Source organism: [Actinomadura] parvosata subsp. kistnae, assembly GCF_900323885.1.
Taxonomy (GTDB): Bacteria; Actinomycetota; Actinomycetes; order Streptosporangiales; family Streptosporangiaceae; genus Nonomuraea; species Nonomuraea composti.
Genome location: NZ_OOHJ01000015.1, coordinates 520,429 through 536,374 on the forward strand (window position 1 = coordinate 520,429; position 15,946 = coordinate 536,374).

Here is a 15,946-nt window from a genome sequence, read left to right on the forward strand (position 1 = left end):
TGGGCCGCTGCGCCGTACCGCGCCGGCCACCAGCCGGTCTCCTGCCCGCAACGTGACGCCTCCTTCACCGTCAATGTCCCCGCGCCGTGGTGAACGGCGCGGGGACCTTTATGCGCAAGATCAGTGGCACAGAGCGACACTGAGGTTGCTGGGCTTGCCGGAGTGGCAGGAGAGAACGGTCAGCGTGCTGCCGCCGCTGGCCACGTCGCTGGCCGCGGGAGCCTCAAGACCCTGCAGGTCGAGAAGAACCATGTCGTACACCTCCTTCCGTGGTGTCGTCGGGGAGAGGCCGCTCGGGTGCGGCCTCCAGGAACGGCAGATGGCAGGGTCCGTCGCCCAGCGCCGAGGCGAGGGCGAAGAGCACGCCGGCCGTTCCGGTCGCGAAATCCATGGACAGGCGCAGGAGCTGGTCGCCGGGGAAGGCCAGGCCCCCCGCGTACGGCAGCGCGTGCCAGCGCAGCCCCTTCACCAGTTCGGGCACGTCCCCGGCGCCCGCCGCGATGATCCCGGCGCGTCCGGTGAACAGCCCGGCCTGCACGAAGAAGCCCGCGCGCCCGGCGAGCCGCAGCTCGGCCAGCGCCGTCCCGAACGCCTCGTCGTGCCGGTACCGCAGGTAACGCTCCAGCACGAGGGCGATCCCCGCGGACCCCTCGTCGAGGTACGGCAGCAGCCGCCACCCCTGGTTGACCTGGAGCGAGCCGTCTTCCGAGTGCCGGCAGCGCCGCAGGTCCTGCCGCAGCGCGGTGGCCGCGAGGTCGAGCAGCGCCGGGTCGCCGGTCTGCTCGTAGGCGCGCAGGAACAGCAGCGCGGGGCCGGACGAGCCGTGCATGAGCCCGGCGCGCGGATTGGTGCCGCCGCTGATCTCGGGCACGGGGGTGTCGAGCCGGCCGGCGCAGATGTCCACCGCGCGCAGGGCGAGGTCGGTGTGCCCGAAGTGGAGCAGGTTCAGCCCGATGCCGGACAGGCCGGAGATGAGCGCCGATTCCAGCCGGTCCCACTTCTCGCGCAGGCAGATCTCGACGAGGTCGTGCGCGTCCTCGTGGTGTCCGAGCAGATCGAGCACGTACGCGATGCCGTGCAGCCCGTCGTACAGGCCGAGCCCGGAGCCCTGGACGGGGCGGCGGGCGCGCTCGCGCAGCCAGCTCTCGTACTCGGGGTAGGGCCCGAGGCCGGCGCTGTGCAGGGCGAACAGCACGCCGGCGGCTCCGTGCGCGAGGTTGAGCCCGCCGCCGGGCTGGAACTGGGCGACGTCGCCGGGGAAGAGCCGGTCGTCGCGCCCGGGCGTGGCCGCGGCCGTGATCGCTGTGGCCATGGCGTTCCGCAGCTCGGGCCAGCTCGCCACGCCCGGCATGGGGACGGCGGCGGTGTCCCGCTCGCCGCCGGCGATGGTCGCGACGGCCCCGTCGATCATGCTCGCCGGCACGGGGAACGTCTCCTTGACGATCTCCCCGAGGTGCACCACCTTCGGGCGGTGCAGCGGCAGCATGATCGTGCACTGGGGCGCGAACAGGCCGAGGCGCAGGCAGGCCAGCGCGTACCGGTCCACGTCCACGCCCTGGCGGTCGGCCGGGGCGGCGAAGGCGGGGTGGGCGAGCGCGGCGCGCGCCCTGTCCTCGGCGAGCGTGGCCACCTCGTAGTCGATCAGCGCGACCCGGCCCTCGTCGGTCAGCAGGATGTTGTCGGGGTGCAGGTCGCCGAAGACGACCCCGCGCTCGTGCAGCGAGCCGACCGCGCGGGTCACCTCCTCCAGCGTCCGCACCGCCCACTCGGTGTACTCGGCCAGGTCCCGCTCGGTGCAGGTGGCGCGGGTGAGCGGGTAGCGGTGCACGAGCCGGCGCTGCAGCGGCGTGCCGTCCACGAACTCCTGGACGAGGAAGTGGTGCTCGCCGAGCGTGAAGTAGCCGCGCAGCGCGGGGGCGGCCGGCAGGCCGGACAGGCGTTCGAGGATGTCGCGCTCGTGCTCGATCCTGGCGACCGCGTCGCGGCCGGCCGCGTCGAGCCCGGCGTGCGGCCTGGCCTCCTTGAGCACCACGCGCTCGCCGGTCCGCTTGTCGCGGCCCAGGTAGACGCCGCCGCCGTTGGAGAAGTGCAGGACGCTCTCGATCGTGTACGGCAGCCCGGTCGTCGTCACGGCGTTACGGGCGGCGAGCTGCGGCTCCAGGAACGCGGGCAGCGTCGTCCACGGCGGCACCGAGAACGTGGCGCCCCGCACGTCCGGCACGAGCCGGCCGTCGCCGTCCTCCAGGGCCAGCACGCGCTCGCCCGTCAGTGACAGGCAGTGCCGCTCGGCGAAACCGCCGTACCTGACGAACAGCGGGCCCTCGTTGTAACGCAGATCGCTCAGGATGTACGGGCCGCGCACGTCGCGTAAAAGCTCGTCGAGCTCTTTCAGCACGAGTTCGAGCTGCGCCTCGTCCCTTGGGTAAAGGGTGACGAGCTTGCCGCTGGAGGCCCTTGAGGCGGCCTTGGAGTTCACCATCACCAGGACCGGCAGCCCGCGCAGGAACTTGAACGCGACGCCGCGCGGCATGCAGTAGTCCCACACCGTTTCGATGGCCTTTTCCGCGTCCTCGACGCGGGCCGACACGTGAATCTTCCAGCCCTGCGCCGGCAGCGGCGTGTCGCTGTCCGGAGCGAAATAACACCAGGTGTCGGTGCGGGCCGAGGACCAGCCGGCAGGCAGCGGGCGGCGCAGAATGGGAAAGTCGGCGTCCGTCGCCGTGCTGTGCTCGAGGTTGTCGTAGAAGCACGGGTCGACTAGGCAATACAGCTCGTACTTGTCCATCTGGCCGGGACCTCCAGGGCGGTGTGTCCAGTAGCTTCCCGCCGCCGGGGGGCGTCCGGCTAGTCACATTCTTCAGCACCGATACATGGCTATTTCAATGGCTTTTGTGAACATCGCATCATTGACCGGTAGACGATTATTTCTTTCGTGGGACGTACACGCTGAACGTGAATTGACCGGTCCGCGACGAGGTCGCTTCGAGCCAGCCGCCGAGCGCGGAGACGCGGTCGGCCAGGTTCAGCAGGCCCTGGCCGGCGTCGCCGGGGCGGCGCGGCGGGCGCACCCCGTCGTTCCTGATCGTCAGGCGGACCATGTGGTCACGTTCCAACAGATGCACGGAGCACTGGCGGGCCTCCGCGTGGCGCAGCACGTTCGTGACGCCCTCGCGCAAGGCGTGCGTGAGCGCCTCCTCCACGGCGCCGGGTAAGTCGCGGCAGGACACCCTGATCTGGCAGCGCACCCGCGCCGACTCCAGCAGCGAGCGCGCCGAGCCCAGCTCGGCCGCCAGCGAGGAGCTGCGCAGGCCGTGCGCCACCGCGCGCACATCGGCCGACAGGTTGCGCAGCAGCTCCAGCGTCTCGCTCACCTCGACCCGCGCCTTCTCGTCGCCCTCGGCGACCAGCCGCTCCAGGAGCTGCACCTTCAGCACCAGCACCGTCAGCCGGTGGCCGACCAGGTCGTGCAGGTCGCGGGTGAAGCGGCGGCGCTCCATGGCCACCGCTCTGCGCATCACCTCGGTACGCGCCTCGCCGAGCCGCCTGGCCCGCTGTGTCAGCGTGATCACCGCGTACTCGGCCAGGCCGGTCAGCGGGGCGGCCAGCGCCCAGAGCGGGTCGATCATCGTCCGGTCGGGGGCCGCGAGCACCACCGGCCCGCAGGCCAGGGCCAGCAGCACCAGCACGACGGAGCGGATCCGGGCCGCCATCACCAGCACCGCGCCCGCCAGCAGGCCGCAGACCGGGGTCCAGGCCGCCCCGAACATCGTCAGCGGCAGGTACGTCAGCCACGCCTGCACGGCCACGATCCACCAGGCGCCCGCACGGCGTACCGGGGACTCGGTAATGAACGCGACGTGCAGGCCCAGCAGGACGACCAGCGCGACGGCGCCCCCGGCCAGCGCCTTCGAGGCCGCCAGGCCCGCCAGGACCGGCACGCAGAGGCCGGCGATCCCCGCCGCCAGCCCGAGCCCGCCCACCCAGGAGGGGCCATTGAGCCGGGCACGCAGATCCCTGAGCTTGGCCCGCCGGCCGTGGAAGGTCACGCGGCTTTTGTGGAGCTTGGCACGGCTTTCGTGGAGTCTGGAACGCGCCCGAGACACGAGCCCACGGTGTGTTTCTTCCACCTCACCCCCGGTATGCGTTCGGGTCCGCCTGATCTGCCACGTCGCCAGAGCACCCCACCGTTTTGCAACGTTCCTCTAATCGACCCGATCCGTGTCGCCCGTGTAAAGGTCATTTCCGCTTTTGGACAGCCCTGACTTCCGCGCCACCCTCCTGGTCAACCACGAGATATCTGGTCATATGGTGAGCTTCATGGAGTACACGCGACTGGGTAACTCAGGCTTGAAGGTCTCGCGGCTGTGCCTGGGCATGATGAGCTACGGCGACCCCGCCAAGCAGCAGTGGGCGCTCGCGCAGGACGAGGCGGAGCCCCTCATCCGCCGGGCCGCCGACGCCGGCGTGACGTTCTTCGACACCGCCGACGTCTACAGCGCCGGCGCCAGCGAGGTCGTGACCGGCGCCGCGCTGCGCGCGATCTTCCCCAGGCGCGAGGACTACGTCCTGGCCACGAAGGTGTTCTTCCCCATGGGCAAGGGCCGCAACGACGGCGGCCTGTCGCGCAAGCACATCATGGACGCCATCGACGCCTCCCTCACCCGCCTCGGCACCGACTACGTCGACCTCTACCAGATCCACCGCTGGGACGACGAGACGCCCATCGAGGAGACCATGGAGGCGCTGCACGACGTCGTCAGGGCCGGCAAGGCCCGCTACATCGGCGCGTCCAGCATGTGGGCCTGGCAGTTCGCCAAGGCGCAGCACGTCGCCGAGTCCCGCGGGTGGACGAAGTTCGTCTCCATGCAGAACCACTACAACCTCCTCTACCGCGAGGAGGAACGCGAGATGCTGCCGCTCTGCGCCGACCAGGGCGTCGGCGTCATCCCCTGGAGCCCGCTGGCGCGCGGCGTGCTCGCCAGGGCCGGCTCCACCGCCACCACCGCCCGCACCGGCTCCGACGAACGCATCGACTACCTGTACGACCCCGAGAACGACAAGCTCGTCATCGACCGGGTCGCCCAGGTGGCCGCCGACCGCGGGCTGCCGGCCGCACAGGTGGCGCTGGCGTGGGTGCTGCACCGCAGCGAGATCACGGCGCCGATCGTGGGGGCCACGAAACCGCGGCACGTGGACGACGCGGTGGCGGCTGTTTCGGTGAGGTTGTCGGCGGAGGAAGCGGCCTTCCTGGAGGAGCCCTACCGCCCGCGCGAGGTCCGCTTCTGACGCTCTTCTTCTGAACGGGCCGGCTTCTTCCGAACGGGCCGGCTTCTTCCGAACCGGCCGGCCCACCCGGGCTCCCTCGCCCCTGGCCCGCGTCGCCGGGGGCGTCACCGCCTGGGCAGGATTGTCGGAGCGGCCCCCTAAGGTATGGGTCATGCGGGCAAACGAGGAAGCGGCGGCGGCGCTGCAGGAATACGCGGAGCTGTTCGCGCTCTCCGGCGGCGACGCCTTCCGGGTGCGCAGCTACCAGAAGGCGGCCAAGGCGATCGCCGGGTTCCCCGAGGACATCTCGGTCGTCGACGTACGCTCCGTGCCCGGCGTCGGCGAGGCGATCGCCAAGAAGATGGAGGAGTTCCTGGAGCGCGGGAGCTTCCGCCAGCTCGACGACCTGCGGGGCCGCGTCCCCGACGGCGTGCGCCGGCTGACCAGGGTGCCGTCCCTGGGCCCCAAGACCGCGATCATGCTGTTCGAGGACTTCGGCATCGACTCCACCACCGCGCTGAGCGAGGCGATCACCTCGGGCCGCCTCGACGGCGTCAAGGGCCTCGGCCCCAAGACCCTGGCCAACCTGCTCAAGGGCATCGAGCAGCTGGAGCAGTCGGGCCGCCGCGTGCACATCGGCGTCGCGATGTCGCTGGCCGAGCAGGTGATGGCGTCATTGAAGGCCGAGCGCATCGCGTACGCCGGCTCGCTGCGCCGCATGCGCGACACGATCGGCGACATCGACATCCTGGCCGTGGCCCCCGACTCCATCATGGAGGACTTCCGCGCCCAGCCGTACGTCGCCGACGTCATCGCCGCCGGCGACAAGAAGACCTCGATCCGCACGACGTCCGGCATCCAGGTGGACCTGCGCGTGGTGCCGGCCGGCTCGTGGGGCGCGGCCATGCAGTACTTCACGGGCTCCAAGGAGCACAACGTCGCCATCAGGGAGATGGCGGTCAAGAAGGGCTGGAAGCTGTCGGAGTACGGCCTGTTCGAGGGTGAGCGGGTGATCGCCGCCGAGTCCGAGGAGGACATCTACGACGCGCTCGGCATGCAGTACGTACCGCCGCCGATGCGTGAGGACGGCGGCGAGGTGAAGGCGGCGCTCGCCGGCGAGCTGCCCGTGCTCGTGGAGCTGGCCGACCTGAAGGGCGACCTGCACACCCACACCGACCTGACCGACGGCATCGCGTCCCTGGAGGACATGGTGGCGGCCGGTCACGCCCGCGGCTACGCCTACTACGCGGTCACCGACCACGCCCCCGACCTGGCGATGCAGCGCATGACCCTCGACAAGGCGCTGGAGCAGCGGGGCCGCGTGGCCGAGCTGCAAGCGAAATATCCCGACATGCGCATCCTGCACGGCTCCGAGCTCAACATCGCCCCCGACGGCTCCGTCGACTGGCCCGCGGAGATCCTGCGGGAGTTCGACGTGTGCGTGGCGTCGGTCCACTCGCACTTCACCCAGTCACGCGACGAGATGACCCGCCGCTTCATCGCCGCCTGCGAAAACCCGTACGTCGACATCATTGGCCACCCCACCACCCGCAAGATCGGCAAGCGCGAGCCCGTCGACGCCGACTGGGACGCCGTCTTCCGCGCCGCCGCCCGCACCGGCACGGCCATGGAGATCGACTCCTACCCCGACCGCTCCGACCTGCCGTCCGACCTGGTGCGCCTGGCCAAGCACCATGGGGTGAAGTTCTCGATCGACAGCGACTCCCACGCGATCCCCCACCTGGCGCACCAGCGCTTCGGCGTCGGCATCGCCCAGCGGGCCTGGCTCACCTCCGACGACGTCATCAACACGTGGCCGCTGGAGCGCCTGCTGGCCTTCCTGGGCCGGTGACCACTGGCCGGTGATCACTCCCCGTTCCAGACCTGCAGCCGATTCCGCCACACCCAGCGCCCCTTCTGCTCCCCCTCCTTGATCCGCACCCAGTGCTCCGGCCCCCGCCCTCTGGCCGCACAGGTGGCCTTGACCGGCTCGCCGGAGGGAGGCAACTCGGCCGTCTTCCGATACTTCTTGCCCGGCCCGAGCCTCACGGGGGCCGGCTTGTGGGTCTGGTTGACGTACCGGCAGGTCGGCGACCGACTGACCGAGTCGGCGCCGACCGGGGCCGGGGGGATGACGGCGAGCGCGACACCGAGGAGAAGGCCTGGCACGGCACCCGCGAGAAGGCGTCCGGCGACTCCCATGAACCGTCCCCTTTCGACGAGACAGGTCTCCGCCCCTCCCCTTCTCCCCAATACCGACTTAACGCCATATACACGGATGTTTTGGGCACCTCTTGAAGCCCACCCAAGCCCCTCCGCACCTCCCACGCTCCCGCCTCACCACACGGCCGCCCACGCCACCCCTCAGCCGCGCGCCCGCCGCCTCCCCCAGGAGCGCATCCACCCAGAGAATGACAAACCCTGGTCCGATGTGCCGATCCCGGGATTGCGAGAAGCTGTCCTCACCAGCCGCCCCGCCCCACCCAGAAGGAGAACCCCGGAGGATGCACTCCGCGCGAAAGAAGCCCCGCACCCTGCTGGCGCGCGTGTTCGCAGTACTGGCCGCCCTGCTCGTCGCCGCCCTCGCCGGAGTAGCCCTGGCCTACCCCTCACTGGCCGCGACCACCTGCCCCGGCTGCTACGGCCTGACGGAGCTGGAGGATTCCGTCTACACGGAAGACGGCCTGTCAGAAGCACAGCAGGCCCAGGTCAAGCAGACGATCGCGGAGGCCCGCCACCGCGTCACCGCCTTCTACGGCAGCCAGACGAGCACCCCCACCCTGCTCGTCTGCGTCACGGAAGGCTGCTACGAGCGGATCGGAGGCGGCAAGGAGCGCGGCATCGCGGTGCTCAACCGGGCGGTGATGCTGTCCCCGAGGGGCCTCGACCCGGTGATCGCCTCGCACGAGATGTCCCACGTAGAGCTGCACACCAGGCTCACGTCCGGCGCGGAGGTCCCCCAGTGGTTCGACGAGGGCCTGGCGGTCGTGGTCTCCGACGACCCCCGCTACCTGGCCCCGAAGACGACCGAAGACCGCTGCCTCGCCTCCCCGTCGGGCCCGCTCCCGGCAACGCTGGACGAGTGGCTGAGCACGGCGAGCAAGGACGCGAACACCTACGCCAAGTCCGCCTGCCAGGTATCCCGCTGGTTACACGCCAACGGAGACCGCACGGGCCTCCTCTCCTTGATCGAGCACCTCAACACCGGCACCCCGTTCGCAAGTCTGGTGAGCCCCGCGTAGCCCCTTCTCGAGCGCAGACACCACAGGGACAGCACCCGTCCGCCTTGCGACCGCCCCCGAACGCCGTCACCTCCTCCGTCCCCACCAAAAACCCGCACCTGCCCCCGTAGGCCTCGGCTGGAGGTTGGGGTGGCTCGGGGCTCGGGTAGGGGACCAGGAGTGGCGCTGGATGGAACGTTCCCCCAGCGCTGGGACACATTTTGGCAATGAAGGGCGCGCGGAGACAGCACGAGGAGATTAAATGGTTTCCAGGTAGGAAATAGGTATTAAGAGGTGATGCTCCATGAAGCAAGCCACCGCGGCGATCGTGAAGCCCCTGCCCGACCACCTGTTCAAGGTGCACGGCAACAGCGCCGAGATGCGCTGGGAAGCCATGGCGGGTCTCGGCTACCACACCCCCAACGACCGGTTCTTCGTCCGCAACCACACCTTCACCCCGCTCATCGACGTCACCACCTGGCGGCTGGGCATCCATGGGGCGGGCGTGCGATGTCCGCGCGCGTTCAGCTACGAGGAGCTGCGCGCCATGCCGTCGCGCACCTACGACGTGGCGATCGAGTGCGCGGGCAACGGCCGGCGCTTCTACCGGACGCAGCAGCACGACGGCGCCCCCGGCACGCAGTGGGGGCTGGGCGCGATCGGGGTGGCGCGGTGGCGCGGGGTGCCGCTCAAGTACCTGCTCGACCAGGCCGGGGTACGTCCGGAGGCGGTGGACGTGCTGCCCGTCGGGCTCGACGCGCCGTTCGAGGAGCACGGGCACGTACGCCGGCCGCTCCCCATCGGCAAGGCCATGGACGACGTGCTCGTCGCGTACGAGATGAACGGAGTCCCGCTCCCGCCCGATCACGGATTTCCAGCACGGCTGGTGGTGCCGGGATGGGTGGGAATAGCGTCCATCAAATGGCTCGGTGACATAGAAGTTTCCACTGAACCGCTCTTCACGCCGTGGAACACGGTCTTTTACCCGGACGTCACGACGCAGCCGGTGAAGAGCGCGTTCGAGCTTGCCTGGAATGCGCGACTGCCCGTCGCGGGCCCGCACATCCTGCACGGCCGATCATGGTCGGGGCGGGGCAGGATCGTGCGGGTGGAGGTCAGCTTCGACGGCGGGCTGACCTGGCGGACGGCCGAGCACCACGGTCAGCACCTGGTCAAGGCCTGGTTGCCCTGGCACGTCGCGTGGGCTCCACGGCGTACGGGCACCCGCCTGCTCATGGCGCGCGCCACCGACGAGACGGGCGCCACGCAACCGCTCACCACGCCGCGCCACCCGTTCGGATACCACTTCGACGCCGTCGTCCAACACCCCATTCACGTCGTCAATGGATAGGAAATTGTCACGGATCCGGGCTGAGCTGGAGCATTCCTTTATCCCGCGTACGGCGCACTCGAATTCATCTGGAAGACTCGGCCGGAAACCTTCCGGAAATCCCTTCATGTGATGCTGTCCATCCCAGGGAAAAGGAGAGCCGATGCGCCAGCTGACCGCACTCGACGCCCAGTTCCTCAACGTCGAGACGCCGACGACCGCCGCACACGTGGCGGGCCTGGCGATCCTCGACCCGGCGGACGGAGCGGTCACCAGGAGCGCGCTGGCGGAGCTCCTCCTCGACCGGATCCACCTCTCCCCCGCGCTCAGCCTGCGCCTGGCGGAGGTGCCGCTCCGCCTCGACCACCCTTACTGGGCCGCCGACCCCGACTTCGACCTCGACCATCACCTCTTCGAGACCACCCTGCCCGAGCCGGGCGACCACTGGCAGCTCGCCGACACCGTCGCCCAGCTCCACGCCCGCCGGCTCGACCGCGCGCACCCGCTGTGGGAGATGCACCTCATCCACGGGCTGAACGACGGGCTGGTGGCCGTCTACACGAAGGTGCACCACGCCGCGATCGACGGCATCTCAGGCGCGGAAACCCTCGCCACCCTGCTCGACCTGACCCCCGACGGCCACCTGACCCCCAGACGCCACTCCACGCCGGTAAGCGAGAGCGCCGAAGCGGTCAGCGGTGGCGGGGCAAACAACGGTGAGAGCGGGCCGGCGAGGGGCCGCGATGGTGGGGCCGCTGGCGGCGAAGGCGGGGCGGTGGGTGAGGGAGGTGCATGTGCCGGTGTCGCCGTGCGTGGGGGCCGCGCCGGGTCGGCTCGGGCGGGTTCCAGCAGGTCCAGGCAAGCGGCCCGCGACGCTCGTCCGGACGGCACGGGCCTGCACGATGCCCACCCGGACAACGCGCGTCCAAACGGCGCCCACCCGAACAACGCCAGCCCGAACGACGCCCACCCGAACGGGGCCAGCCCGAACGGCGCCTGCCTGAACAACGCGAGCCCGGACGGCGGGAGTCTGAATGACGCTCGCCCGAACGACGCGCGCCTGAGCGGCGCCCACCCGGACGACGCCCTCCCGAACGGCGCCCACCCGAACGGGGCCAGCCCGAATGACGTCCACCCGACCGGCGCCCACCCGAACGGGGCCAGCCCGAACGACACGAGCCCGAACGACACGAGCCCGAACGACACGAGCCCGAACGGCGCCAATCCGGACGACGTGAGTCTGATCGGTGCTAGCCCTGACGACACCGGGCAGGTGGACAGTGGTGTGGGCAGCGTGGGTGACGAGGCGCCTGGTCTGGTTGGCATGTTGGCCGGGGCCGTGTTGCGGAGCGCTACCCAGCCCGTCCGTGCGGTCCGGTCGGTGGTGAGGGCGGCGGGGGATCTGGATGTGATCCCCGTCGTGGGCGGGTTGCCGGGGGCGAGGCTGGTGGCCAGGGCGGCGCGGATGGTGGGGCGTGAAGGGCAGCGACGGCCCGAGTTGCCCAGTCTCGCCGCCCCCCGCACGCCGTTCAACGGCCCCATCAGCGCTCGCCGTCACCTTTCGTTCGGCTCGGTGTCGCTCAAGGACGTCAAGAAGGTCGCCAAGGCCAACGGCGTGAGCGTGAACGACGTGGTGATGACCCTGTGCACGTCGGCCCTGCGCTCGTGGTTGTGCGAGCGGGACGCGTTGCCGGAGGCGCCGCTGGTCGTGGGGGTGCCGGTGGCGGTGCGTAAGGCGCAGGCGAAGGACCTGGTGGGGAACCAGATCTCGGCGATGGTGGCGCCCGTGCCGACGCACCTGTCCGACCCGAAGGAGCGTCTGCGGGAGGTGGGCGCCGCGATGGGCCGGGCCAAGCGGCGCTTCGCGGTGGCTCCGGCGACGTGGTTGAGCGAGCTGTGCTCGATCCTGCCGACGCCGGTCACGAGTCTCGCCACGCCGGCGATCTTCCGGTTGGCGGGCATGGCGTTCCCGCCGATCAACCTGATCATCAGCAACGTGCCGGGCCCACAGTTCCCCCTGTACCTGTGCGGCGGGCGGATCCTGTCGTACTACCCGCTGTCGGTGCTGACCGACCTGAGCGGCGGCCTGAACATTACCTGCTTCTCGTACGACGGCATGCTCGACTTCGGCATCGTGGCCTGCCCCGAGCGGGTGGACGATGTGTGGGGCCTGCTGGTGCACCTGCGTACGGCGCTCGACGAGTTGCTAGACGAGCGAGTGGGCGATGAGTTCCGCGACGGCGTCGGGGTCGATCTGGTGGCCGGTTAGCTGGCAGAGGTTCTCCTGGTAGATGAGGATGGCGGCGAACGTGGCGGCCGCCACCTCCAGCCGGGCCGCGTCGCCGCGCGCGCCGGGCAGGGCCAGGCCGAGGGCGAACCGGGCGCGCCTGACCAGCTCGCCGTTGAGGCGTCCGAGGCGTTCCTTGACGGAGCCGTGCGTGTCGGCCTCCCGGGACAGGATGCGCCGCATCGCGGGCGAGGCGCGCAGCGGCAGGACGCGCGCGAGTCTGGACAGCGTGCCCGCCAGGTCGCCCGGCACGGCGTCGACCTGGTCGTTCTCCTCGACGTGCGTGCGCTCGTCGACGAGGGCGACCAGTACGTCGATCTTGCGCGGGAAGTACTGGGAGATCAGGTCGCCGGGGACCTTCGCGAGTTTGGCGATGACCGTGGTCGGGGTGGCCGCGTAACCGCCGCACGCGAAGAGCTCCTCGGCCGCGTCCAGGATGCGGGTACGCACGTCGTTCAGGATGCCGGGGTGCCCCTCGTTCAAGATGCGCGTGCGCCCGTCGTCCGGGATGCCCGGACGCCCGTCGTTCAAGATGCGCGTGCGCCCGTCGTCCGGGATGCCCGGGTGCCGGTCGTCCGGAATGCGCGTGCGCCCATCGTCCGGGATGCCCGGGTGTCCGTCGTTCAAGATGCGCGTGCGCCCGTCGTCCGGGATGCCCGGGTGCCCATCGTCCAAGATGCGCGTGCGCCTGTCGTTCAGGATGCGGGGGTGCGCGTCGTTCAGGTTGCGCGTGTGCGCGTCACCGCTCATCACAGCTCCGCACCATAGCCCCACCTGCGGCCCGATCGCCATCTCCCGGGAGAGGGAGAGGGAGAGGCCGGTGCCGAGCTCTGCTCGGCCCTTTCGCCGAGCCCTCGTCGCCCCCGCCCGTCCGAGTCGGTGATGTAGCATGTGAGACGAAATTGTCTCAAACAATACGTAGGTGTCCATCATGGCAGCGACACGTGACCAGATCATGAAGGCCGCGATCCAGCACCTCAACGAGAGCCCGGCCGCGTCCATGGCCCAGCTCGCCGAGGCGGTCGGGATCAGCAGGGCCACCCTGCACCGCCACTTCAGCAGCCGCGACGACCTGATGCTGGCCCTCGCCCACCGCGCCCACGACCAGTGGGAGGACCTGCAGACGAGCAGCGGCATGGTGGCCGCCACCGCGTCACAGGACCGGGCGGCGCTGGAGCGAGCGCTGAAAGCGCTGCTGGAGGGCCTGATCGAGGTGGCCGACGAGTACGGGTTCGGCCTGACCGACGACCGTCTCGCCACTCACCCCGAGCTGAAGCGGCGCGCCGACGAGCTGGAGGAGCGCGAGGTCGTCTTCTACGCCGCCGCCCAGCGCGCCGGCCTGCTGCGGGCCGACCTGCCGGCCCGCTGGATCAGCAACACCGTGTTCGGGCTGCTCGTGGCCGTACGGGAGAGCCTGCGCAACGGCGACGTCGCCCGCCGGGACGTGGCGAGGCTGCTGCTCGACACGTTCCTGCACGGCGCCGCACCCGAGAAGGAGCGAGCATGACGATCACCACGCCGGCCGTCCCGACGAGGAGGCGATGGGCGGGCCTGGCGGTGCTGTCGGCCAGCGTGCTGCTCGTCGTCATGGACATGACCGTCCTGAACGTCGCCCTGCCCGCCATCTCGGCGGACCTGCGGCCGGAGTCCATCGAGCTGCTGTGGATGGTGGACGCGTACGCGCTGGTCCTGTCCGGGCTGCTCGTCACCGTGAGCGCGCTCGGCGACCGGTGGGGCCGCAAGCGGATGCTGATGACGGGGTTCGCGGTGTTCGGGCTGGCGTCGACGACCGTGCTGGCGGCCGACAGCCCGCTGGAGGTGATCGCGGTACGGGCGCTGCTCGGCGTCGGCGGCGCCATGATCATGCCGTCCACGCTGTCCATGATCCGGAACCTGTTCACCGACCCCGCCGAACGCGCCAAAGCCCTCGGCGTGTGGTCGGCCATGGCCGCCGTCGGCGCCGCACTGGGGCCGCTCGTGGCCGGGGTGCTGCTGGAACACTTCAGCTGGCACGCCGCGTTCCTCGTGAACGTGCCCGTCATGGTCCTCGCCATCGCGTTCGGCCTGTTCCTGCTGCCCGAGTCCAAGAACCCGAGGCCCGGACGCTGGGACGCCCTGGCCACACTGCTGTCCATGGCCGGCATGGTCGCCCTCGTCTACGCGATCAAGAACTTCGGCAAGTACGGCCTCACCTCCCCCGGCGCTCTCGTGGCGAGCGTGGTGGCGGTGGTGGCGCTGGGCTGGTTCGCGGTGCGGTGCCTGCGCAGGCCCGATCCGCTGCTGGAGCTCCGGCTCTTCCGCAGCGCGCCCTTCTCCGCCGGCGTCGTGACGGCGCTGATCACGTCAATCGCGATGGCGTCCGTATTGCTGCTGCTCGCGCAGTGGATGCAGCTCGTCCAAGGGTACGGGCCGCTGGAGGCCGGCGTCCGGCTGCTGCCCGCCGCGCTGGCCGCCGTCATCGCCTCACCGCTGGCGCCGTCGCTGGCCGCCCGCATCGGAGCCCGTACGGTGCTCGCCGGCGGGCTGGCCCTGACCGGGGTGGCGTTCCTGCTGCTGTTCGTCGTGCCGGGCCCGCTCGGGTACTGGACCGTCGCGGTCGCCCTCACCCTCGTCGGCCTCGGAAACGGGTCGCTCGCCATCGCCTCGGCCACCATCATGTCCGGCTCGCCACCGGCCAAGTCGGGCAGCGCGGCCGCCATCGAGGAGACCAGCTACGAGCTGGGCGGAGCGCTCGGGGTGGCCGTCCTCGGAAGCGTCGCCGCCGCCGCCTACCGGAGCGAGGTGACGTACTCGGGGCCCGGGGCCGGCGTCGTGCGGGAGTCGCTGGGCGGGGCGCTCGACGTCGCCAAGGAACTGGGGGCGGCGGGCGGACGGCTCGCCGAGCAGGCCACCGCGGCGTTCACCAACTCCCTCACCCTGACCAGCGGGGTCGCGGCGCTGCTGCTGGCGGTGGGGGCGCTGGTGGTGTGGTGGCTCACCCCCCGCCACCTCGACTTGTCCGCCGCCGACCACCACTGACCTGGACACGGGCCCGCCGGGCCGAGGGTGGCACAGGGGGCGGGTGCGTGAGAGGGGTCGGGCGCGCGCGGTCGGGGGCGAGGGAGGCACGGGCCGGTACGGGCGCCCCACGGATGCGAGGCGCTGAGTACGGGGGTCGGGACACGGGGGTGCGGGGGCATCGGGTGCGGGGCGGCGGGCTGCTGGGCGAGCCGAGGCTGGGCGAGCCGAGGCTGGGCGAGCCGAGGCTGGGCGAGCCGAGGCTGGGCGAGCCGAGGCTGGGCGAGCCGAGGCTGGGCGAGCCGAGGCTGGGCGAGCGGAGGCTGGGCGCGTGGGGTGCTGGGGCGAGCGGAGGTTGGGGCGGCCCCGGCGGCAGGTGCAAGCGCGGCCGGAGGGCGCCGATCGTGATGCGGGGTGCCTGACCCGGCGGGCGCTGGGCGACGAGGGGCGGGGCAAGGGCGCAGGGACTCACAAGCGGGGTGCTGGGCGAGGCGAGGCTGGACGCGGGTTGCTAGGCGAGCGGAGGCTCGGGCGGCCCCGGCGGGAGGTACAGGCGCAGGCGTGGGGCGCCGATCGTGACGCAGGGCGCAGAACCCCGCGGCGCGAGCGGCGCGAACCCCGGGGCGGGCGGCGCATGGGTCGCACGGGTTGCGGCGGGTGGGTCGGAGTCGCGCCGGGCGTGGCGAGCGGCGCGGAACTCGGCGTGCGCGGCAGGGGCGCGGGGCCGATCGAGCTGCGAAGGGGTGCGCGAAGCGGGCGCGGCAGCGCGAAGCGGGCGCGGCGGCTGGGGTGCATAACGCGGCGAAAGCGAGGAGGCGCAGCAGCGGGGCCGGCGGGCGAGTGCGG

The 15,946-nt window shown here is 71.1% G+C and carries 13 protein-coding genes; 8 read left to right on the forward strand and 5 right to left on the reverse strand.

What is annotated here, in order from left to right; genetic code table 11:
• Positions 1 to 120: 120 nt before the first annotated feature.
• The 3 genes from KIS93_RS17110 to KIS93_RS17120 all read right to left on the reverse strand — a co-directional run bounded on the left by KIS93_RS17110 (position 121) and on the right by KIS93_RS17120 (position 4,046).
• Positions 121 to 252 carry a SapB/AmfS family lanthipeptide gene (locus KIS93_RS17110; RefSeq protein WP_103955008.1) on the reverse strand — a complete coding sequence of 44 codons (132 nt, stop codon included), beginning with the start codon at positions 250 to 252 and terminating at the stop codon, positions 121 to 123.
• Entirely contained in the window at positions 224 to 2,785 is a 2,562-nt protein-coding gene (lanKC, locus tag KIS93_RS17115; protein ID WP_080036652.1) for a class III lanthionine synthetase LanKC, read from the reverse strand. The genes KIS93_RS17110 and lanKC overlap by 29 nt, the downstream gene beginning before the upstream one ends.
• A gap of 136 nt (positions 2,786 to 2,921) precedes the next feature.
• Complete coding sequence (locus tag KIS93_RS17120; RefSeq protein WP_080036651.1) at positions 2,922 to 4,046, reverse strand: histidine kinase; 1,125 nt, start codon at positions 4,044 to 4,046, stop codon at positions 2,922 to 2,924.
• Positions 4,047 to 4,317: 271 nt separating this feature from the next.
• Here KIS93_RS17120 and KIS93_RS17125 point away from each other — a divergent pair, with 271 nt between their 5' ends.
• Entirely contained in the window at positions 4,318 to 5,286 is a 969-nt protein-coding gene (locus tag KIS93_RS17125) for an aldo/keto reductase (protein WP_080046451.1), read from the forward strand.
• Between the two features lie 151 nt (positions 5,287 to 5,437).
• Positions 5,438 to 7,117, forward strand: coding sequence for a DNA polymerase/3'-5' exonuclease PolX (gene polX / locus KIS93_RS17130; RefSeq protein ID WP_080036650.1), 1,680 nt, complete (start codon positions 5,438 to 5,440; stop codon positions 7,115 to 7,117).
• A 14-nt stretch (positions 7,118 to 7,131) separates the two neighbouring features.
• Here the strand turns inward: polX and KIS93_RS17135 are convergent, their stop codons facing one another.
• On the reverse strand, positions 7,132 to 7,434 hold the full coding sequence (locus tag KIS93_RS17135) for an SH3 domain-containing protein (RefSeq protein ID WP_080036649.1): 303 nt from the start codon (positions 7,432 to 7,434) through the stop codon (positions 7,132 to 7,134).
• 335 nt (positions 7,435 to 7,769) lie between these two features.
• Here KIS93_RS17135 and KIS93_RS17140 point away from each other — a divergent pair, with 335 nt between their 5' ends.
• From KIS93_RS17140 to KIS93_RS65265, 3 genes are all read left to right on the forward strand, one after another.
• Entirely contained in the window at positions 7,770 to 8,507 is a 738-nt protein-coding gene (locus tag KIS93_RS17140; protein ID WP_080036648.1) for a hypothetical protein, read from the forward strand.
• Between the two features lie 283 nt (positions 8,508 to 8,790).
• Complete coding sequence (locus tag KIS93_RS17145) at positions 8,791 to 9,837, forward strand: sulfite oxidase (RefSeq protein ID WP_080036647.1); 1,047 nt, start codon at positions 8,791 to 8,793, stop codon at positions 9,835 to 9,837.
• Positions 9,838 to 9,979: 142 nt separating this feature from the next.
• Positions 9,980 to 12,085 carry a wax ester/triacylglycerol synthase domain-containing protein gene (locus KIS93_RS65265; protein WP_230465968.1) on the forward strand — a complete coding sequence of 702 codons (2,106 nt, stop codon included), beginning with the start codon at positions 9,980 to 9,982 and terminating at the stop codon, positions 12,083 to 12,085.
• Here the strand turns inward: KIS93_RS65265 and KIS93_RS17160 are convergent.
• Positions 12,023 to 12,853: a TetR family transcriptional regulator gene (locus KIS93_RS17160; RefSeq protein ID WP_186404282.1), complete on the reverse strand. Its 831-nt coding sequence runs from the start codon at positions 12,851 to 12,853 to the stop codon at positions 12,023 to 12,025. The genes KIS93_RS65265 and KIS93_RS17160 overlap by 63 nt on opposite strands.
• Positions 12,854 to 13,034: 181 nt before the next feature.
• On the opposite strand from KIS93_RS17160, the gene KIS93_RS17165 reads away from it, so the two are divergent.
• From KIS93_RS17165 to KIS93_RS17175, 3 genes are all read left to right on the forward strand, one after another.
• Positions 13,035 to 13,610: a TetR/AcrR family transcriptional regulator gene (locus KIS93_RS17165; protein WP_080046448.1), complete on the forward strand. Its 576-nt coding sequence runs from the start codon at positions 13,035 to 13,037 to the stop codon at positions 13,608 to 13,610.
• Entirely contained in the window at positions 13,607 to 15,121 is a 1,515-nt protein-coding gene (locus KIS93_RS17170) for an MFS transporter (protein ID WP_080036646.1), read from the forward strand. The genes KIS93_RS17165 and KIS93_RS17170 overlap by 4 nt, the downstream gene beginning before the upstream one ends.
• A gap of 149 nt (positions 15,122 to 15,270) precedes the next feature.
• On the forward strand, positions 15,271 to 15,522 hold the full coding sequence (locus KIS93_RS17175) for a hypothetical protein (protein WP_155126435.1): 252 nt from the start codon (positions 15,271 to 15,273) through the stop codon (positions 15,520 to 15,522).
• Positions 15,523 to 15,946 lie beyond the last annotated feature (424 nt).